16 protein-coding genes are annotated in these 19,048 nt (G+C 66.8%); 14 read left to right on the plus strand and 2 right to left on the minus strand.

The features are described from left to right. The first annotated feature begins 134 nt into the window (after window positions 1-134). The 14 genes from AC1RHV_RS02175 to AC1RHV_RS02240 all read left to right on the plus strand — a co-directional run bounded on the left by AC1RHV_RS02175 (window position 135) and on the right by AC1RHV_RS02240 (window position 15,679). Window positions 135-3,875, plus strand: a complete 3,741-nt coding sequence (locus tag AC1RHV_RS02175) for a nitrate reductase subunit alpha (protein WP_175213289.1) — start codon at window positions 135-137, stop codon at window positions 3,873-3,875. Continuing rightward, a complete protein-coding gene (gene narH, locus AC1RHV_RS02180) occupies window positions 3,872-5,437 on the plus strand; it encodes a nitrate reductase subunit beta (protein WP_492299652.1) in 1,566 nt (521 codons plus the stop codon). The genes AC1RHV_RS02175 and narH overlap by 4 nt, the downstream gene beginning before the upstream one ends. A 14-nt stretch (window positions 5,438-5,451) precedes the next feature. After that, entirely contained in the window at window positions 5,452-6,099 is a 648-nt protein-coding gene (narJ, locus tag AC1RHV_RS02185; RefSeq protein ID WP_054454743.1) for a nitrate reductase molybdenum cofactor assembly chaperone, read from the plus strand. A gap of 19 nt (window positions 6,100-6,118) precedes the next feature. Further along, window positions 6,119-6,802: a respiratory nitrate reductase subunit gamma gene (narI, locus tag AC1RHV_RS02190; RefSeq protein ID WP_054454742.1), complete on the plus strand. Its 684-nt coding sequence runs from the start codon at window positions 6,119-6,121 to the stop codon at window positions 6,800-6,802. Window positions 6,803-6,824: 22 nt separating this feature from the next. Beyond that, window positions 6,825-7,586 (plus strand): peptidylprolyl isomerase, encoded by a 762-nt coding sequence (locus AC1RHV_RS02195; protein ID WP_054454740.1) that lies wholly within the window; start codon window positions 6,825-6,827, stop codon window positions 7,584-7,586. Beyond that, on the plus strand, window positions 7,583-8,581 hold the full coding sequence (moaA, locus tag AC1RHV_RS02200; RefSeq protein ID WP_175160665.1) for a GTP 3',8-cyclase MoaA: 999 nt from the start codon (window positions 7,583-7,585) through the stop codon (window positions 8,579-8,581). The genes AC1RHV_RS02195 and moaA overlap by 4 nt, the downstream gene beginning before the upstream one ends. 1 nt (window position 8,582) lies before the next feature. Further along, window positions 8,583-9,242, plus strand: coding sequence for a carbonic anhydrase (locus tag AC1RHV_RS02205; RefSeq protein WP_054454736.1), 660 nt, complete (start codon window positions 8,583-8,585; stop codon window positions 9,240-9,242). Then, the gene (gene mobB / locus AC1RHV_RS02210; RefSeq protein ID WP_175160667.1) at window positions 9,239-9,736 is read left to right on the plus strand and encodes a molybdopterin-guanine dinucleotide biosynthesis protein B; all 498 of its coding nucleotides are present in this window, start codon (window positions 9,239-9,241) and stop codon (window positions 9,734-9,736) included. The genes AC1RHV_RS02205 and mobB overlap by 4 nt, the downstream gene beginning before the upstream one ends. Before the next feature lie 79 nt (window positions 9,737-9,815). Beyond that, window positions 9,816-11,753, plus strand: coding sequence for a type IV pili methyl-accepting chemotaxis transducer N-terminal domain-containing protein (locus AC1RHV_RS02215; RefSeq protein WP_175213292.1), 1,938 nt, complete (start codon window positions 9,816-9,818; stop codon window positions 11,751-11,753). A gap of 11 nt (window positions 11,754-11,764) precedes the next feature. After that, window positions 11,765-12,436, plus strand: coding sequence for a response regulator (locus AC1RHV_RS02220; RefSeq protein WP_054454724.1), 672 nt, complete (start codon window positions 11,765-11,767; stop codon window positions 12,434-12,436). Window positions 12,437-12,514: 78 nt separating this feature from the next. After that, entirely contained in the window at window positions 12,515-13,531 is a 1,017-nt protein-coding gene (gene ubiU, locus AC1RHV_RS02225; protein WP_492299653.1) for a ubiquinone anaerobic biosynthesis protein UbiU, read from the plus strand. After that, a complete protein-coding gene (locus tag AC1RHV_RS02230; RefSeq protein WP_175181062.1) occupies window positions 13,528-14,421 on the plus strand; it encodes a U32 family peptidase in 894 nt (297 codons plus the stop codon). The genes ubiU and AC1RHV_RS02230 overlap by 4 nt, the downstream gene beginning before the upstream one ends. After that, entirely contained in the window at window positions 14,418-14,840 is a 423-nt protein-coding gene (gene ubiT, locus AC1RHV_RS02235; RefSeq protein WP_054454721.1) for a ubiquinone anaerobic biosynthesis accessory factor UbiT, read from the plus strand. Before AC1RHV_RS02230 ends, ubiT begins: the two co-directional genes overlap by 4 nt. Window positions 14,841-14,962: 122 nt before the next feature. After that, on the plus strand, window positions 14,963-15,679 hold the full coding sequence (locus AC1RHV_RS02240; protein WP_175160673.1) for an SDR family oxidoreductase: 717 nt from the start codon (window positions 14,963-14,965) through the stop codon (window positions 15,677-15,679). 35 nt (window positions 15,680-15,714) lie between these two features. Here AC1RHV_RS02240 and AC1RHV_RS02245 read toward each other — a convergent pair whose 3' ends face one another. After that, entirely contained in the window at window positions 15,715-17,877 is a 2,163-nt protein-coding gene (locus AC1RHV_RS02245; protein ID WP_492299654.1) for an ABC transporter permease subunit, read from the minus strand. A gap of 25 nt (window positions 17,878-17,902) precedes the next feature. Next, a complete protein-coding gene (locus AC1RHV_RS02250; protein WP_119451162.1) occupies window positions 17,903-18,925 on the minus strand; it encodes an amino acid ABC transporter substrate-binding protein in 1,023 nt (340 codons plus the stop codon). Between the last annotated feature and the right edge of the window lie 123 nt (window positions 18,926-19,048).

Genomic DNA, 19,048 nt, shown 5'->3' on the forward strand with positions numbered 1-19,048 from the left:
AGTGACTAGTCATTCTGCCGCGCCCGGCCTGTGCCACCGGCGAATGGTCCGGCAGGCGGGCCGCGCCCACAATGGATTCAACAGCATTGATCGCAGTACGCGCCGGCCGGACCGGCGCTCTTGGAGAATAGAGAATGAGCCATTTTCTGGACCGCTTGAAGTTCATGTCGCGGGTGAAGTCCACCTTCGCGGACGGTCACGGCGAAACGGTCAACGAGGACCGCAAGTGGGAAAACGCCTACCGCGCGCGCTGGCAGCATGACAAGGTGGTGCGTTCGACGCACGGCGTGAACTGCACGGGCTCCTGCTCCTGGAAGGTCTACGTCAAGAACGGCCTGATCACCTGGGAAACCCAGCAGACCGACTACCCGCGCACGCGGCCGGACCTGCCCAACCATGAGCCCCGCGGCTGTCCGCGAGGCGCTTCGTACAGCTGGTACGTGTATTCGGCGCAGCGCGTGAAGTACCCGATGATCCGCGGCCGCCTCATGGAAATGTGGCGCGAGGCCCGCAAGACCATGGACCCGATCGCGGCCTGGGAGTGGATCAGCCAGGATCCCAAGCGCGCCAAGCGCTACAAGGCCGTGCGCGGACTGGGCGGCTTTGTGCGCGCCGACTGGGATACGGCGATGGAAATCGTGGCCGCCGCCAACGCGCTGACGATCAAGAAGTTCGGCCCTGACCGCGTGATCGGCTTTTCGCCGATCCCGGCCATGTCCATGGTCAGCTACGCCGCTGGCGCGCGTTACCTCAGCCTGCTGGGCGGCGCCTGCCTGAGCTTTTACGACTGGTACTGCGACCTGCCGCCCGCCAGCCCGCAGATCTGGGGCGAACAGACCGACGTGCCGGAATCGGCCGATTGGTACAACTCGACCTACCTGATGGTGTGGGGTTCCAACGTGCCCCAGACCCGCACGCCGGACGCGCACTTCTACACCGAAGTCCGCTACAAGGGCACCAAGACGGTGGCCGTGTCCAGCGACTTCGGTGAAATGGTCAAATTCGGCGATATCTGGCTGGCGCCCAAGCAGGGCACCGACGCCGCGCTGGCGATGGCCATGGGCCATGTGATCCTGAAGGAATTCCACCTCTCCGGCGCGTCGGACTACTTCCGCGACTACGTGCGCCGCTACACCGACATGCCCATGCTGGTGCAGCTGAAGGAGCGCGACGGCTTCTACGCGCCGGACCACTTCCTGCGCGCCTCGCACCTGGACGGCGCGCTGGGCGAACAGAACAACCCCGATTGGAAGACGCTGGTGCTGGACGCCAAGAGCGGCGACCTGGTCGCGCCCAACGGCAGCATCGGCTTTCGCTGGGGCGAGGGCGCGGTCAACGGCGGCGAAAAGGTCGGCCGCTGGAACCTGGAGTCCAAGGACGGCGGCAGCGGCCGCGAGATCGAACCCACGCTGAGCCTGCTGGACCAATCCGACGCCGTGGTCGGCGTGGGCTTCCCGTATTTCGGCAGCGAGCATGGCGAGCTGCAGGTGCGCAATGTGCCGGCGCGCCGCATCCGCCTGGCCGACGGCAGCGAAGCCCTGGTGGCCACGGTGTACGACCTGCAGATGGCCAACTACGGCCTGGACCGCGGCCTGGGCGGCGGCAACGTCGCCAGTTCCTATGACGATGACGTGCCTTACACGCCCGCCTGGCAGGAAAAGCATACCGGCGTGCCGCGCGCGCAGGTCATCCAGGTGGCGCGCGAATTCGCGCAGAATGCCCACGACACCGAAGGCAAGTCCATGGTGATCGTCGGCGCCGGCCTGAACCACTGGTACCACATGGACATGATCTACCGCGGCATCATCAACATGCTGATGATGTGCGGCTGCGTGGGCAAGAGTGGCGGCGGCTGGGCGCACTACGTGGGCCAGGAAAAGCTGCGTCCGCAGTTCGGCTGGGCCCCGCTGGCCTTCGCCGCGGACTGGGTCCGTCCGCCGCGCCAGATGAACGGCACCTCGTTCTTCTATGCGCATACCAGCCAGTGGCGCCATGAAAAGCTGAACGTCCAGGAGATCCTGGGTCCGACGGCAGACCGGGGCCGCTACGGCGACCTCAGCATGATCGACCTGAACGCCCGCGCCGAGCGCATGGGCTGGCTGCCGTCGGCGCCGCAATTGCGCACCAATCCGCTGGACGTGGTGGCGCAGGCCGAAAGCCAGGGCAAGGATCCGGTGGCATTCGTCGCAGAGCAGCTCAAGTCGGGCGAACTGCGCATGTCCTGCGAGAACCCCGACGACCCGGCCAACTTCCCGCGCAACATGTTCGTGTGGCGCTCCAACATCCTGGGCTCCAGCGGCAAGGGCCATGAGTATTTCCTGAAGTACCTGCTGGGCACGCAGAACGCGGTGTTCGGCGACGAAGCCGAGGCGATCAAGCCCACCGAGGTGACCTACCAGGAAGACGCGGCCGAAGGCAAGCTGGACCTGCTGACGGTGCTGGACTTCCGCATGAGCACCACCTGCCTGTACGGCGACATCGTGCTGCCCACGGCCACCTGGTACGAAAAGGACGACCTCAATACCTCGGACATGCACCCGTTCATCCATCCGCTGAGCGAAGCCGTGCAGCCCTTGTGGGAAAGCAAGACCGACTGGGAGATCTACAAGCTGCTGGCCAAGAAGTTCAGCGAAATCGGCGGCCCCTACCTGGGCAAGCGCCGCGACGTAGTGCTGACTCCTCTGATGCACGACACCCCGGGAGAACTGGGCCAGGCCTTCGAACCCAAGGACTGGAAGCTGGGCGAATGCGACCTGGTTCCCGGCAAGACCGCGCCCAACATGACCGTGGTCGAGCGCGACTACAACGACATCTACCGCAAGTTCACGTCGGTGGGGCCGTTGCTGGACAAGCTGGGCAACGGCGGCAAGGGCATCAACTGGAACACCGAGCACGAGGTGCATGAGCTGGCCGGCATCAACGAGGCCGTGACCGAGCCGGGCGTGAGCCAGGGCCGGCCCAAGCTCGACACCGCCATCGATGCGGCCGAGATGATCCTGACCTTCGCGCCCGAGACCAACGGCCACGTGTCGGTCAAGGCCTGGGAAGCCCTGGGCAAGATCACCGGGCGTGACCACGCACACCTGGCCATCGGCCGCGAGCACGACAAGATCCGCTTCCGCGACATCCAGGCGCAACCGCGCAAGATCATCTCCGCACCCACCTGGTCGGGCCTGGAAAGCGAAGAGGTCAGCTACAACGCCGGCTATACCAACGTGCACGAGCTGATCCCGTGGCGCACGCTGACCGGCCGCCAGCAGTTCTACCAGGACCATCGCTGGATGCTGGACTTTGGCGAAGGCTCCTGCGTGTACAAGCCGGCCATCGACACCAAGACGGTCGCGCCCATGCTGGGCCGCTACCCGAATGGCGAGAAGGAACTGGTCCTGAACTGGCTGACGCCGCACCAGAAGTGGGGCATCCACAGCACGTACTCGGACAACCTGCGCATGCTGACGCTGAGCCGCGGCGGTCCTCACGTGTGGATTTCGGAAGCCGAGGCCAAGCAGGCCGGACTGGTCGACAACGACTGGGTCGAAGTCTTCAACGTGAACGGCACCCTGACGGCGCGGGTGGTGGTGAGCCAGCGCGTGCCGGTGGGCATGTGCCTGATGTACCACGCACAGGAAAAGATCGTGAACGTGCCGGGCGCCGAAACCAGCGGCAAGCGCGGCGGCATCCATAACTCGGTCACGCGCACGGTGCTCAAGCCCACGCACATGATCGGCGGCTATGCCCAGCAGGCCTACGGCTTCAACTACTACGGCACGGTGGGCGCCAACCGCGACGAATTCGTGGTGCTGCGCAAGATGAAGAAGGTGGACTGGCTGGAAGGTCCGCTGGTTGAAACGCAACAAGAAGAGAAGCAATCATGAGGATACGCGCCCAAATCGGCATGGTGCTGAACCTGGACAAGTGCATCGGCTGCCACACTTGCTCGGTCACCTGCAAGAACGTCTGGACCAGCCGCGACGGCGTCGAGTACGCCTGGTTCAACAACGTGGAAACCAAGCCCGGCATCGGCTATCCCAAGGAATGGGAGAACCAGGAAAAGTGGAAGGGCGGCTGGAAGCGCACCGCCGCCGGCAAGCTGGAACCGCGCCAGGGCGGCAAGCTGCGCATCCTGGCCAATCTCTTCGCCAACCCGAACCTGCCGCAGATCGACGACTACTACGAGCCGTTCACCTTCGACTACGAGCACCTGCAGAAGGCGCCGCTGTCGCAGACGCCGCCCACCGCGCGTCCGGTGTCGGTGCTGACGGGCAAGATGATGGACAAGATCCATTGGGGCCCGAACTGGGAAGACGACCTGGGCGGCGAATTCAGCGCGCGCAGCCGCGACGCGCTGTTCGAGGGCGTGCAGAAGGAGATGTACTCGACCTTCGAGAACACCTTCATGATGTACCTGCCGCGCCTGTGCGAACACTGCCTGAACCCGGCCTGTGTCGCCAGCTGCCCGTCCGGTTCCATCTACAAGCGTGAAGACGACGGCATCGTGCTGGTCGACCAGGACAAGTGCCGCGGCTGGCGCATGTGCATCTCCGGCTGCCCGTACAAGAAAATCTATTACAACTGGAGCAGCGGCAAGGCCGAGAAGTGCACCTTCTGCTATCCGCGCATCGAGGCCGGCCAGCCCACGGTGTGCTCGGAAACCTGCGTGGGCCGCATCCGCTACCTGGGCGTGATGCTGTACGACGCCGACCAGATCGAGCACGCCGCGTCCACCGCCAGCGAGCAAGACCTGTACCAGTCGCAACTGGACCTGTTCCTGGACCCGCATTCGCCCGAGGTGATTGCCGCCGCGCGCGAACAGGGCATCCCGGAATCGTGGCTCGAAGCCGCCCGCAAGTCGCCGGTCTACAAGATGGCGGTGGAGTGGCGCGTCGCCTTCCCGCTGCATCCGGAATACCGCACCTTGCCCATGGTCTGGTACATCCCGCCGCTGTCGCCCATCCAGACGGCTGCCGAGTCCGGCCAGATGCCGCGCCGCACGGTGGGCAAGAGCGGCATGATCCCCGACGTCTCCAGCCTGCGCATCCCGGTGCGCTACCTGGCCAATCTGCTGACCGCGGGCAAGGAAGCGCCGGTGGTGCAGGCGCTGGAACGCATGCTGGCCATGCGCGCCTACAAGCGCTCCGAGACCGTGCACGGCGAACGCGACACGGCCTTGCTGGACCAGGTCGGGTTGACGGAGGCCACCGTGCAGGACATGTACAAGATCATGGCCATCGCCGACTACGAAGACCGCTTCGTGGTGCCCAGCAGCCACAAGGAAGTGGTCGAGGACAGCTTCAACGAGAAGGGCAGCTGCGGCTTCACCTTTGGCAACGGCTGCTCGGGCGGGGTGTCGGAAGGCACCTTGTTCGGACGCAAGCCCCAGGGCAGCGAGATCTTCATCGAGATGCCGAAATCCCGCAAGAAGGCCGCCTCGGTCTAGGAAAGGAGAAAAACATGAGTCTGTACCGTCTGCTTTCCGCCTTGCTGTGCTACCCGGAACCCGAGCTGCTGGACGCGCTGGGCGAAGTCGAGACCGCCTTGGCCGACTATCCCGACGCGGAGGAAACCCTGCAGCCGCTGGTCGGCTACCTGGCCACCAACGACCTGATCGCGCTGCAGGAGAACTACGTCGCCACGTTCGACCGCAACCGCTCGCATTCGCTGCATCTGTTCGAGCATGTGCACGGCGAAAGCCGCGACCGCGGCCAGGCCATGGTGGACCTGCTGGATACCTACCGCGAGCACGGTTTCGAGCCGGTGGTGTCCGAATTGCCGGACCATGTGCCGCTGTTCCTGGAGTTCCTGGGCGTCATCGACCCGGCCCAGGCGCAGGATCTGCTGGACGACGCCATCCACGTGCTGGCCGCCATCGGTGCGCGCCTGGCCAAGGGCGAAAGCCCCTACGCCTGCATTTTCGCGGTGTTGCGCGCGCAATCCCGCGTGATTCCGCGCGAGCAGACCGAGGCGCCCGTGCGCGACATGGACGAGGCGATGGAAACGTTCGGCATAGGCGCGGACGGCGTGGAACCGCTACTGCGGCCGTTCTCGGGCGATGGCGCGCAGACCGTGCGCTTCTATCCCCGCGCGCCCGCGGCTCATTAAATCTTCAGGACGACGCATCATGAACTCCCTGAATCAGTTCTTCTTCGGCATCTATCCCTACATCGCGCTGACGATCTTCCTCTTGGGCAGCCTCGTGCGCTTCGAGCGCGAGCAATACACCTGGAAGACGGACAGTTCGCAGTTGCTGCATCGTGGGCAATTGCGGTTGGGCAACATCCTGTTCCACATCGGTATCCTGGGTCTGTTCTTCGGCCACTTGGCTGGCTTGCTGACGCCGGTGGTGGTGTGGGACACGCTGGGCGTATCGCACACGCTCAAGCAGACCGTGGCCATGGTGGCCGGCGGCGTCATGGGCGGCCTGTGCCTGATCGGCCTTCTGATCCTGATCCATCGCCGCCTGAGCGACCCGCGCATCCGCGCCACCACGCGGCCCGGCGACAAGCTGTTGCTGCTGTGGATCCTGGTCACGCTGTTGCTGGGCCTGTCCACCATCGCGCTGTCTGCAGGCCACATGGACGGCGAAATGATGGTGCGCCTGATGACCTGGGCGCAGCACATCGTCACCTTCCAGGGCGACGCGGCCAGCCATGTTGCCGACGTGCCGCTGCTGTTCAAGGCGCACCTCTTCATGGGCCTCACGCTGTTCGTGATCTTTCCGTTCACGCGCCTGGTCCACGTCTGGAGCGGCTTCGCGTCGGTGGGCTACCTGGGCCGCGCCTGGCAGCTGGTCCGCCCGCGCTGATTCCCTGTCCCAGGAGCCGAACATGCCTGTCATCGTCAATGGCGTCGAACTGAACGACGCGGATCTGGAACGCGAACTGCCGCTGCATGCAGAGGCCGGCAACCCCATGCGCGAGGCGATCACTGCCCTGGTGTTGCGCCGCGTGCTGCTGGACGAGGCTGGCCGCCTGGGCCTGGACGCCGCGGACGAGGAGGGCGCCATCGGCGCCTTGCTGGCCCGCGAGGCGCCCGCGCCCGTAGCCGACGAGGCCGCCTGCCGCCGCTTCTATCAGATGCATCCGCAGCGCTTCATGGTGGGCGAGCTGATCGAGGCGGATCACATCCTGTTCCAGGTCACGCCGGGCGTGAATCTGGACATGCTGCGGGCCCACGCCAACGTGGTGTTGGCCGAGCTGCTGGAAGATCCCTCGCGCTTTGCGGAGGTAGCGCGCGAGCAATCGAACTGTCCGTCCGCCGCGCTGGGCGGCAGCCTGGGACAACTGGGCCGGGGCGACACGGTGCCGGAGTTCGAGCGGGCGGTATTCGCGCTGCCCGCCGGCGGCCTGCTGCCGCAGCTGCTGGAAACCCGCCACGGCCTGCATATCGTGCGGGTGACGCGCCGTATCGAGGGCCGCATGCAACCCTACGAGCATGTGGACAAGCAGATCGCTGCCGCGCTGTCGTCCATGAGCCGAGATACTGCCTGGCGCCAGTATGCCAAGCTGCTGGTGGAGCGCGCCGATATCCAGGGCATAGATTTGCAGGGCGAGGAGCCCGAGCGCGTCTACGGCGGGAGCGCCGCATGATGGACGAGCCGGCAGCGGGACCTCTAACGGATGGCTACGGACGCCGCATCGACTATCTGCGCGTCTCTGTCACGGACCGCTGCGACCTGCGTTGCAGCTACTGCCTGCCCAAGGATTTCAAAGGTTTTGAAACTCCCGCGAACTGGCTGCGCCACGAGGAAATGGCGCGGCTGGTGGGGCTGTTTGTCGGGCTGGGCGTGCAGAAGGTCCGGCTGACCGGCGGCGAGCCCCTGCTGCGCCGGGGCGTGGCCGGACTGGCCGGCGTCATCGCCGCCATGCCAGGATTGCAGGACTTGTCCGTGTCCACCAACGGCACCCAATTGGTCCGCCATGCCCAGGAACTGCGCGCCGCCGGCGTGGACCGGCTGAACATCAGCCTGGACACGCTGGATGCTGCCGCCTTCAGCCAGATCACGGGCCGGGATTGCCTGGAATCGGTGCTGGCGGGGCTCGCTGCAGCCAAGGACGCGGGCTTTGCGCCGATCAAGCTCAACAGCGTGGTGCACGCAGCCACGCCGGAGGCCGAAGTGCGCAGGCTGCTGGACTACGCGATGGCACAGGGCTTCGTGCTGCGCCTGATCGAGCCCATGCCCATGGGCAGCTGCGGCCAGGGCTACGCCCACACCGACCTGAACGCCATGGGCGCGCGGCTGGCCGCCGAAACCGGCCTGGTTCCCGCGCTGAACGGGGCGGGCGCGGGACCGGCGCGCTACTGGAGCACGGGCCATGGCACGCCGGTGCTGGGTGTGATCACCCCCATGTCGCGCCACTTCTGCGCAAGCTGCAACCGCGTCCGGCTGGGCGTGGACGGCACCCTGTACCTCTGCCTGGGCCAGGAAGACCAGGTGCCGCTGGGTCGCCTGCTGCGCGCGGGCGCCAGCGACGCCGAACTGGTAGCGGCGATCCGGGCCGGTATCGCCGCCAAGCCGGAGCGCCATGATTTCGTGGCCCGTCCGGAACGTATCGTGCGCTTCATGGCGCAGACAGGAGGCTGACATGCGCGACATCGAACGGCTGGTCGACGGCTTCCAGCGCTTTCAGCAGCAGTACTACGAGGACGCGCCATCGCTTTACCGCAATCTGCGCGAAGGCCAGCACCCCAGCACCTTGCTGGTTGGCTGCTGCGATTCGCGGGTGGATCCGGCCATGCTGCTGGGCTGCGACCCCGGCGACATCTTCACCGTGCGCAACGTCGCCAATCTGGTGCCCCCGGCCAGCACCGACCGCGGCCTGCAAGGCGTGCTGGCCGCGATACAGTTCGCGGTGGAGCAGTTGCAGGTCAGCCGCATCATCGTGCTGGGCCACGCCCACTGCGGCGGCATACGGGCGCTGATGGACCGACGCACCCGGGGCGACGGCGAGACCGACTACCTGGAACGCTGGATGGACATCGCCGAACCGGCCCGCAGGCAGGTGCTGCAACAGATGCCGCAGGCAACCGCGGCCGAGCGCCGGCGCGCCTGCGAACAGGCCTCCATCCTGATTTCGCTGCGCAACCTGGAGGACCTGCCCTTTGTGCGGCGTGCGGTGGAGGCGGGCAGCCTGACGCTGCACGGCTGGTATTTCGACCTGGTGGCAGGCGCTTTGCTGGCATACTCGGCGCGGGCGGACGCATTCCTGCCCATCGTATGCCCATTGTTCACGGAGCTTGCATGACCCCAGTTTTCGGCATCGCCGGCCGTTCCGGCAGCGGCAAGACCACCCTGATCGAGGCGATGCTGCCGCTGCTGGCCGCGCGCGGCCTGCGGGTCAGCGTCATCAAGCACAGCCACCACGATTTCCAGATGGAGCCGCCTGGCAAGGACAGCGCGCGCTTCCGCCAGGCGGGGGCCCTGGAGGTGATGGTAGCCTCTCCGTTCCGCTACGCCATCGTCCACGAGCTGCGCGACGCGCCCGAACCCACGCTGGACGAGCAACTGGCGCGCCTGTCGCCGGCCGACCTGGTGCTGGTCGAAGGCTTCAAGCAGGCCGCGATCCCGCGCATCGAGGTGTACCGGCCCGCCGTGGGCAAGCCGCCGCTGCATGCGGAAGACAGCAGTTTCGTGGCGGTGGCCACCGACGCGCCGCTGGATACCGGTTTGCCCTGCCTGCCGATCAACGAGCCGGCGCAAGTCGCGGATTTCATTTGCCGTACCCTGGGGCTCGCTTGAGGGCCTGGCTCGGGAACGGGAGGCGCAGCGGCTACACTGGAAGCCGCAGCATTCCTACAGCAAGACCGCGTTGAAAGCCATGAAGCCCACCGATACCGCCGCCCCAGCCGACGGCCTGCCTTCGCCCTGGCATCGCCTGTCCACGCGCATCGTCATCAGCTCCCTGGTGGCGCTCGTGGTGGTGCTGTCCATGGTCAGCTGGACGCTGTGGCTGTCCTGGCAGCTGGAAGGCGCGGGCGCGGCCATCAACGATACGGGCAGCCTGCGCATGCGGGCCAACCGGGTGGCGGTGGAGCTGATGCGGCCGCAGGCCGGGCGCGAGTTCCGCACCAGCGAGCAGGTGCAGCTCATGGATGACACCATCGCCCGCCTGGCGCGCGGCAATCCTGCGCGCCCGCTGTTCATTCCCAACGACGAAGCCATCCGCAAGCAATGGCATGACGTGGCCGCCTACTGGTACGACGTCATGAAGCCGGCCGCCACGCGCGCCCTGGCGCAGCCGGATGCCGCCACCTATCTGGAGACCCTGCCGGAATTCGTGGCCCGGGCCGACACGCTGGTGCGCATGATCGAACAGGACAACGCCGGCAAGACCACCTCGCTGCGCCTGTCGCAGGGCGTGCTGGCGGCCATTGCCAGCGCCGGCACGCTGGCGATGATCTATCTGTTGTATCTCTGGATCATCTCGCCGGTGCTGCGCCTGCGCGACGGCCTGCAGCGCATGGCGGCCAGGGAATTCAGCACCCGGCTGCCGGTGGAAAGCCAGGACGAGTTCGGCGTGCTGGCGCGCGGCTACAACCGCATGGCCGATGAATTGCAGGACCTGTACACCGGCCTGGAGCGGCGCGTCGAAGAAAAGACCGCGCAACTGGCCGCGCAGAACCGCGACATCGGCGCGCTTTACGACATGGCTGCCTTCCTGAACCAGCCCAACGAGATCGAAGCGCTGTGCGACGGCTTCCTGCGGCGCGTGATGCTGCAGTTCGACGCCGAGGGCGGCAGCATCCGGGCGCTGGATCCCAACAACGAAAAACTCAACCTGATGGTGTCGGTGGGCTTGTCCGACGAACTGGTCGAGTCCGAGCATTGCATGCGCGTGAACGACTGCTATTGCGGCGTCGCCACGCGCCAGGCCGGGGTCATCGTCATCCAGGATTTCCGCGAGTCGCCGCCAGCCATGGAACTGAACTGCCAGCGCGACGGCTTTGCCAGCGTGGCCGTGTTCCGCATCGTCACGCGCGACGAGGTGCTGGGCTCGTATTCCTTGCATTTCCGCCAGCAACGCCGCCTGTCGCCCGCAGAATCGCAGCTGCTGGAAACGCTGGGCCAGCATCTGGGCGTGGCCCTGGACAACCGCCGCCTGAGCGCGCAGGCGCGCCAACTGGCGGTGGTGCGCGAACGCGGGCTGGTGGCGCAGGGGCTGCACGACAGCCTGGCGCAGGGCCTGAACTTCCTGAACCTGCAATTGCAGATGCTGGACGCTGCCGTCAAGCGCGGCGACCAGGCGGAGATCGACGAGATCCTGCCGCTCTTGCGTACTGGCGTCGACGAAAGCTACCAGGACGTGCGCGAACTGCTGACCAACTTCCGCACCAAGCTGTCACAGGGCGACCTGCAGGCCGGCATCGAAGACACGGTGGCGCGCTTCCGCCGCCAGACCGGCATCGAGACCGAACTGCGCTTCGGCCGGGGCGAGGGCGCGCCGCTGCCGCCTGACGAGCAGTTGCAGGTGCTCTTCATCCTGCAGGAAGCGCTGTCCAACGTGCGCAAGCACTCGGAAGCCAGCCACGTGCGCATCGACGTCTCCAATGACCGCGACTTCAGCCTGGTCATCGCCGACGATGGCCAGGGCTATGACCCCGCGGAGGTGGCCGAGCGCGGCGAATCGCATGTGGGCCTGCACATCATGCGCGAACGCGCCGCGCGCATGCGCGCCGTGATAAAACTTGAATCGCAGCCCGGCGCCGGCACGCGCGTCGCGCTGACCTTGCCCGGCAGCGAACGCCAGGCCGCTTGAACTTTCCCACCATGCCCATCCGTATCCTCCTCGTCGACGACCACACCCTGTTCCGCTCGGGCGTGCGCCTGCTGCTGCAACGCCAACCCGACTTCGAGGTCGTGGCCGAGGCCGGTGACGGCGTCGAAGGCCTGAAACGCGCCAAGGAACTCAAGCCCGACGTGGTGCTGCTGGACCTCAACCTGCCCGGCTTGTCCGGGCTGGAAACGCTGCAGCTGCTGACGCAGGAGTTGCCGTCTTGTGCGGTCATCATCCTGACGGTGTCGGAAGAGGCAGACGAACTGGGGCAGGCGTTGCGCGACGGCGCGCGCGGCTATCTGGTCAAGAACATCGATGCCGAGGCGCTGACCGCCGCGATCCGCCGCGCGGCGGGCGGCGAGCCGGTCATCGCCGAGAGCATGACCGCCAAGCTGGTCGAACAGTTCCGCGGACAGGCCAGCCTGGCCGCGCAAGCGCCGCAGCCGGGGGGCAGCGCCGAGCGCCATCGCCTCACCGCGCGCGAGACCCAGATCGTGCAATGGCTGGCGCGCGGCGCCAGCAACAAGGTCATTGCGCGCGAACTGGACGTCAGCGAAAGCACGGTCAAGATCCACGTGCAGAACGTGTTGAAGAAACTCAATCTCACCAGCCGGGTGCAGGTCGCGGTGTACGCGGTCGAACACGGCCTGTACACGGAAGAATAGGGCGGCATGCGGCGTTCGGCATAGGCCGTTTGATCTGCGACAAGGCCAGGGGCGTGACGGCCCCATAGACTGGCCGGCATGGAAACTCGAACCTCTCCCCTGGAGCTCGTGGCCCCCGCCGGCAGTCTGGCCGCGCTGAAGGCCGCCATCGATGCCGGCGCCGACACCGTCTACCTCGGGCTCAAGAACGCCACCAATGCGCGCAACTTCGCCGGGCTCAATTTCACCGAAAGCGATATCCGTGCGGGCGTGGAACTGGCCCACAGCTGCGGACGACAGGTGCTGTTCGCCATCAATACCTTCGTGCAGGCAGGACGGGCGCCCGAATGGCGCGCCGCCGTCGACGCCGCCTACGGGCTGGGCGCCGATGCGGTCATCATGGCCGATGCGGGGCTGCTGGCCTATGCCAGTGACCGCTATCCGGACTTGCGCCTGCACCTGTCGGTGCAGGGTTCCGCCACCCATACGGACGCCATCGAACTGATGAAGGAACAGTTCGGCATCCGCCGCGTGGTGCTGCCGCGCGTGCTGACGCTGGCGGAGATCGCGCGCATCTGCACCAACGTCAGCGTCGAGGTCGAGGTGTTCGGCTTTGGCAGCCTGTGCGTCATGGCCGAAGGCCGCTGCCTGTTGTCGTCCTACGCCACCGGCGATTCTCCCAACAACAAGGGCGTCTGTTCGCCCGCGCATGCGGTGCGCTGGTCGGAAGAGAACGGCCGCATGGACGCGCGCCTGAACGGCATCCTGATCGACCGTTACGAGCCGGGCGAACCCGCTGCCTATCCCACCTTGTGCAAGGGCCGCTTCGACGTCGACGGCCAGGCCGACCACGCGCTGGAGGAACCCACCAGCCTGAACGCCATCGGCCTGTTGCCGCGCCTGGCGGAAATGGGCGTGTCCGCCATCAAGATAGAAGGGCGGCAGCGCAGCCCGGCCTATGTCACCCAGGTGGTGTCGACCTTGCGCGCCGCGCTGGACAGCGCGCATGCGGACGCTTCCCGCTTTTCGCCCCGTCCCGAATGGAACGCCATGCTGGCGCGCCATTCCGAAGGTTCCCAAGTCACGCAAGGCGCATTCGAACGTCCATGGAAATGAAACCTAGCGCGTACCGGATATCGGTCGCACCGTTGCAGTATTACTGGCCGCGCCAGCACACGCTGGATTTCTACGCGTCGCTGGCCGACAGCCCCGCCGACATCATTTACGTGGGCGAAACCGTCTGTAGCCGCAGGCACGAGCTGCGCGCAGAGGACTGGATGGAGCTGGCGCGCGACCTGCGCGCCGCGGGCAAGGCGGTGGTGCTGTCGGGCCGCACGCTGATCGAGACCGGGGCCGAGGCCAGCGCGCTGAAGAAGCTCTGCGGGCAGGACGACTTCATGGTCGAAGCCGGCGAGCTGGGCGCGGTGCGTCACCTGAACGGCCGCGCCTTCGTGGCGGGGCCTCATGTCAACGCCTATCACGGCGGCACCCTGGAATGGCTGGCCGCACGCGGCGCCGCGCGTTTTGTCGCACCGCTGGAAATGGACAGCAAGACGCTGGCTCTTCTGATGGCGGAAAAGCCCGCCGGTCTGGAGACGGAAGTCATGGTCTGGGGCCGCATGGCGCTGGCGTTCTCCGCACGCTGTTTCACGGCGCGTCATTTCCGTTTGAAGAAGGACGACTGCGGCTTTCGCTGCATCGAACATCCGGACGGACTGGACATGCGTACACGGGAGTCGAGCGATTTCCTGGCGATCAACGGCATCCAGGTGCAGTCCGGAGCCTGCCTGGACCTGCTGTCGCAGGCGCCGGCGCTGGCCGCCCTGGGCGTGGAGGTGCTGCGGGTGAGTCCTCAATCGGCCGGCACGCTGGAAGCGATCGCCGCGCTGGATGCGATGCGGCGCGGCCTGGCGCCGATGGAGGCGCGGCCGCCTGCCGGCATGGCCCGCTGCAACGGCTACTTCCATGGCAAGCCGGGCATCGACCTGCTGGAGGCCGTGGCATGAGCGCGGCGATTCAAGTACCGGGCGTGCTCGCCAGGCTGGGGCGGCGTCTGCCTGCGCCGTTTGTCTCGCTGCACTTCACCGCCGGACTGGAACTGGCGCGGCGGCTGAAATGGCTCACACCGCCGGCCGAACTGGAGGGCCGCAGCTTCGGCATCACGGTCGAGGACCTGGGCCTGCGCAGCAGTTTCGCCGTGCGACAAGGCGCTTTTCGCCCGGTATGGAACGGCGCTGCCGCCGAACTGGAACTGGGCGCGAAGCTGGCCGATCTGCTGGCCCTGATGCGTTCGGAAACGGACGCCGATACCTTGTTCTTCCAACGCCGGCTGCGGATCTCCGGCGATACGGAGCTGGGGCTGATCGTCAAGAACTGGCTGGACGCGGCGCCACGGCCGGCGTGGCTGCAGGGCGCGGCGCGTTGACGGCGCAATGCCCGCCGTCGCTTGCGGGCATTGCTTGAATCCGCAAGGGATCGTGCTATACCGGGCGTCGTTGCCGCGGGGGAGCTTGGCGCTTTCCCGGGCGTGATCGGATGGAGACAGCAATGCGGATCATGGTGGTGGGCGCCAGCAAGGGGCTGGGCAGGGCGTTCGTGGAAGGACTGGGCCAGGATGCCACGCTGATCGTGGGCGTGGCGCGCCGCGCGCCGCAGGATATCGCCGTTGCGCCCGGCTGCGAACTGCGCTGGATCGAGGCCGATCTGTCGCAGCCAGTGGCCGCCGTCGAGCAGATCGCGGCGCAGGCCCCGGACGGTCTCGATGCCATCCTCTACAACCTGGGCGTGTGGGAAGAGCACGCATTCAGCGAACACTACGACTTCCTGGCGGACTCGCCCGCGGAGATCGCGCGCATGGTGGACATCAACGTCACCGCGACCATCCTGTTGCTCCAGCGCTTGATCCCGCGCGTCCTCGGTGCGCGCAAACCGCAAGTCATTCTCACTGGTTCGACCTCCGCGTTGGCCGGCAGCGGCCGTCCCGAGGTGACGTTCGGCGCGTCCAAGCACGCGCTGCGGGGTATCGCGGACGCCCTGCGCGAAAGCTTCAGAGCGCGAAGGCTGGCGGTGACCTGCCTGCAATTGGGCTACTTGAACACGGAAGACGGCTTGGGCGTGCCGCGCGACGCGGCCAGCCTGCGGGGAGAGGGCGGCCTGATACCCGTGCACGACGTGGTGACGATGACACGCGCGCTGCTGAATCTGTCCGATGCGTCGTTCGTGCGGGAAATCGTCATGCCGGCGCTGATGGACGAGCGCTTCTGAAGCGGGTCCACCGCGCCAACGGCGTCATGCCGGCCTCAACTGCGGCCGGGCTTGCCTTCCATGGCGCGGGCCACGCGCGATAGGGCCAGGCTGGCGGCGAAGTACAAGGCGGCCACGGCCAGGTAGACTTCGACGTGGTAGGGCCGCCAATCGGTGCCGGCCACCACCGCCTTTGCTGCGCCCAGCACGTCGAACACGCCGATGATGCTGACCAGCGAAGTGTCCTTGATCGCGCCCACGAATACGCCCAGGGCTGCAGGCGCGGCAATGCGGCGGGCCTGCGGCCAGATCACCGAACCGTAGGCCATGGCCGCAGGCATGCCCAGGGCGCGCGCCGCCATCATCTGGCCGGGCGGTATGGCTTGCAGCGCGCCGCGCAGCACCTCGGCCAGCAGGCAGGCGGTGTGCAGCGTCAGGGCGGCCAGCGCCATGGCGAACTTGGACACGCCGCCGCCCAGCAGCATGGGCAGCACGAAGGACGCGAACAACAGCTGTGTCACCAGCGGCACGCCGCGGACGGCCTCGATCAGGCCGGCGGCAGCCAGCGAGGCGGCGCGGTTGTGGCTACGGCGCAATAACGCAAGCGCGAAAGCCAGCGGCACGGCCGCCAGCAGGGCGGAGATGGCCAGAACCAATGTGACGAGGAACCCGCCCCAGCGTTGCGGACCGATGGCGGCGCCGCCCCAGGGCCAGCCGGACAGCGCGCTGATGGCCGCGCCCAGCAGGACGGCGAGCAGGGCCGAACGCGTCGCGAGACGGACACGCGGAGCAGTCAACGCCAGCGCAACTCCGGCGAGCAGGGCTGCGCAGGCCGCAAGCGCGGGCGCCCGGTCGGCCTGGGCCATGGTGCCGAAGAACAGCACTGGCAGGTTCTCGCCCACGGCGGCCCAGCATGCGCCCGCCGCGTTCGCGCATGCTGCGGGATCGCCGCGCCACACCGCGTCGAGCAAGGCCCATTCCAGCAGCCGCCATAGGATCAAGCCCAGGACAGCGGCCAACGCGGTCGATAACAGCCCGCCACGCCAACTGCGGCGTTCGCCCGCAGCGTTCCACGAAGGCCGCTCGCCCAGGCGCGCGCCATGCGTGTCGCCGGGGCCGTGGCGGGTATTGCGCGCGTTCCATGCCGACAATCCGCCGCCCAGCGCCAGCGCCAGGCCCAGATAGACCGTGACGGCCAGCGCGATGCCTTCAAGCGCCAGGCCGGTCTGCGTGATGGCGGTGTTGATCACCGCCATCAATTCCTGATAGCCGATGGCAATGGCCAGGGTGCTGTTCTTCACCAGCGCCAGGCACTGGTTGGCATACGGCGGCAGCGCCACGCGGGCGGCATAGGGTGCTATCACCAGCCGCAGCACGCTGCGGGGCTTCAAGCCTAGCGCCTGCCCGGCCTCCACAAGTCCAACCGGCACGGCGCGCACGGCCGCGCGTGCGATGTCGGCGATGTAGGCCGCATGGAACACCACCAAGCCTATCGTCAGCGCCGCGAATTCCATGCTGGGCTGCCAGCCGCCCTGCAGTCCCAGGCCGCGCCTGACCGGCATATCGATGCGCATGGGCGGCAACAGGACCCACGCGAGCAGCGCGCCGGCCAGCGCGGCATACAGCGCAGGATTGCCCCAGCGGCGTCGGACCAGGCCGCCCAGCGCCAGCGCGGTCACCGTTACGGCCGCGTAGGGCAGCCAACCGTGCACGGCTGGCAGAGCCAATCCGCGATTGGACAGCAGCATGTGCGGCAACGGCGACCACGCCTGGCGCAGATCGGGCAGGCGCAGCAGCAGCCCGTACCAGACGAAGAGTTGCAGCAGGACCGGCGTATTGCGCAAGGGCGCGATGATGGCGGCGGCGCAACGCGCGGCCAACGGGTTGCGCGACATGCGCAACAAGCCCAGTCCCAGGCCCAGCGCCGTCGCCAGCGGGATTGCCACGGCGGCGACGGTCAAGGTGTTGACCAGGCCGGCCGCTATCGACATCCAGTAGGGATCCTCCGGCGTGATATCGAGCAGGCTTTCGGAAATGCGGAAGCCTGCGGGCTGGAACAGGAATCCGAAGCCGCCTTGGATGCCGCGTGCAGTCTGCACCGATTCGATGTGCCAGAGCAGGACCGCGGCCATGCCGCCCAGCGCGAGCGTCCACGCCAACGCTGGCAGCCAGCGTCGCCACGGGCCGGTGGAGGGAAAACGGAGAGCGGTCGCTGCCATGGTCGAGAAAGAGTCGGGGCCAGGATCACTGGAACGGCGGCGAGTACAGCAGCCCGCCCTGGTTCCATTGCGCGTTCAGCCCCCGCTCCAGCTTCAGCGGCGTCGCGGCGCCCAGATTGCGGTTCCAGACTTCGCCATAGTTGCCCACGGCCTTGATGGCGTTGCGGGCCCAGCCTTCGTCCAGCCCGAAGCTCTTGCCTATGCCGGGGTCCACGCCCAGCAGCCGGCGTACCTGGGCATCGCTGCTTTGCGCCTGGTTGTCGGCGTTCTGCGCGGTGATGCCGAGTTCCTCGGCCGCCACCAGCGCGTTGATGGTCCACCGGACGATGGCAGCCCAGTTGGCGTCGTCTTGCCGCACGAAGGGACCTAGCGGCGATTTGTTGATGCGTTCAGGCAGGATGACGAAGTCGTCCGGCTGGCCGGCTCGCGCCGCGCGGCTGGCGGCCAGGGTGGACGCATCCGACAGGTAGACGTCGCAGCGTCCTGCGTAAAAGGCCTGTTCGAGCTCGACCAGATTCTCGATGACGACCGGACGATAGCTCAGCTTGTGCTTCTTGAAGTAGTCGACCAGGTTCTGCTCGTTGACCGTACCGGGCTGCACGCAGACCTGCGCGCCTTCGAGCTCTGTCGCGCTCTTGACACCCAGCTTGCGCGGCACCAGAAAGCCCTGGCCGTCATAGAACACGATGCCGGCGGACGCGATGCCCAAGCCGGCGTCGCGGCTGGAGGTAATCGTGGTGTTGCGGTTCAGCACATCGATCTCGCCCGACTGGAGCGCAGGAAAACGTTGCTGCGAACTCAACGGCACGAAGCGCGTCTTCTCCGGATCGCCGAGCACGGCGGCGGCCAGCGCGCGGCAGAGGTCCGCATCCAGGCCGGTCCAACGGCCTTGCTTGTCGGCGATGGACAAGCCGGCAGATCCCTGGCTCACGCCGCAGACCAGTTCGCCGCGTTTCTTGATGGTCTCGACCGTGCCCGCATGAGCCGCGCCGGCCAGCGCCAGCATCGCCGCCACGCCCGCGATCTTCAGTTGTTGAGTCAAACGCATGCCATTCCTTTGTTTGATGCAGTCCGGAAAGGCAGGAATTCTATGGGTGCTATGACGTTCGGCGAGCGACTATATGGTCATATGGATATAAAAACTAAGCCTTACTCAAATCCGCGTCATATA

The sequence above is a fragment of the Achromobacter sp. GW823-FHT04E03 genome (genome assembly GCF_058796095.1).

What these genes read in the sequence shown, in the direction of transcription:
- AC1RHV_RS02175 (WP_175213289.1), top strand. Translation starts at nt 135, where the DNA reads ATGAGCCATTTTCTGGACCGCTTGAAGTTCATGTCGCGGGTGAAGTCC.
- narH (WP_492299652.1), top strand. Translation starts at nt 3,872, where the DNA reads ATGAGGATACGCGCCCAAATCGGCATGGTGCTGAACCTGGACAAGTGC.
- narJ (WP_054454743.1), top strand. Translation starts at nt 5,452, where the DNA reads ATGAGTCTGTACCGTCTGCTTTCCGCCTTGCTGTGCTACCCGGAACCC.
- narI (WP_054454742.1), top strand. Translation starts at nt 6,119, where the DNA reads ATGAACTCCCTGAATCAGTTCTTCTTCGGCATCTATCCCTACATCGCG.
- AC1RHV_RS02195 (WP_054454740.1), top strand. Translation starts at nt 6,825, where the DNA reads ATGCCTGTCATCGTCAATGGCGTCGAACTGAACGACGCGGATCTGGAA.
- moaA (WP_175160665.1), top strand. Translation starts at nt 7,583, where the DNA reads ATGATGGACGAGCCGGCAGCGGGACCTCTAACGGATGGCTACGGACGC.
- AC1RHV_RS02205 (WP_054454736.1), top strand. Translation starts at nt 8,583, where the DNA reads ATGCGCGACATCGAACGGCTGGTCGACGGCTTCCAGCGCTTTCAGCAG.
- mobB (WP_175160667.1), top strand. Translation starts at nt 9,239, where the DNA reads ATGACCCCAGTTTTCGGCATCGCCGGCCGTTCCGGCAGCGGCAAGACC.
- AC1RHV_RS02215 (WP_175213292.1), top strand. Translation starts at nt 9,816, where the DNA reads ATGAAGCCCACCGATACCGCCGCCCCAGCCGACGGCCTGCCTTCGCCC.
- AC1RHV_RS02220 (WP_054454724.1), top strand. Translation starts at nt 11,765, where the DNA reads ATGCCCATCCGTATCCTCCTCGTCGACGACCACACCCTGTTCCGCTCG.
- ubiU (WP_492299653.1), top strand. Translation starts at nt 12,515, where the DNA reads ATGGAAACTCGAACCTCTCCCCTGGAGCTCGTGGCCCCCGCCGGCAGT.
- AC1RHV_RS02230 (WP_175181062.1), top strand. Translation starts at nt 13,528, where the DNA reads ATGAAACCTAGCGCGTACCGGATATCGGTCGCACCGTTGCAGTATTAC.
- ubiT (WP_054454721.1), top strand. Translation starts at nt 14,418, where the DNA reads ATGAGCGCGGCGATTCAAGTACCGGGCGTGCTCGCCAGGCTGGGGCGG.
- AC1RHV_RS02240 (WP_175160673.1), top strand. Translation starts at nt 14,963, where the DNA reads ATGCGGATCATGGTGGTGGGCGCCAGCAAGGGGCTGGGCAGGGCGTTC.
- AC1RHV_RS02245 (WP_492299654.1), bottom strand. Translation starts at nt 17,877, where the DNA reads ATGGCAGCGACCGCTCTCCGTTTTCCCTCCACCGGCCCGTGGCGACGC.
- AC1RHV_RS02250 (WP_119451162.1), bottom strand. Translation starts at nt 18,925, where the DNA reads ATGCGTTTGACTCAACAACTGAAGATCGCGGGCGTGGCGGCGATGCTG.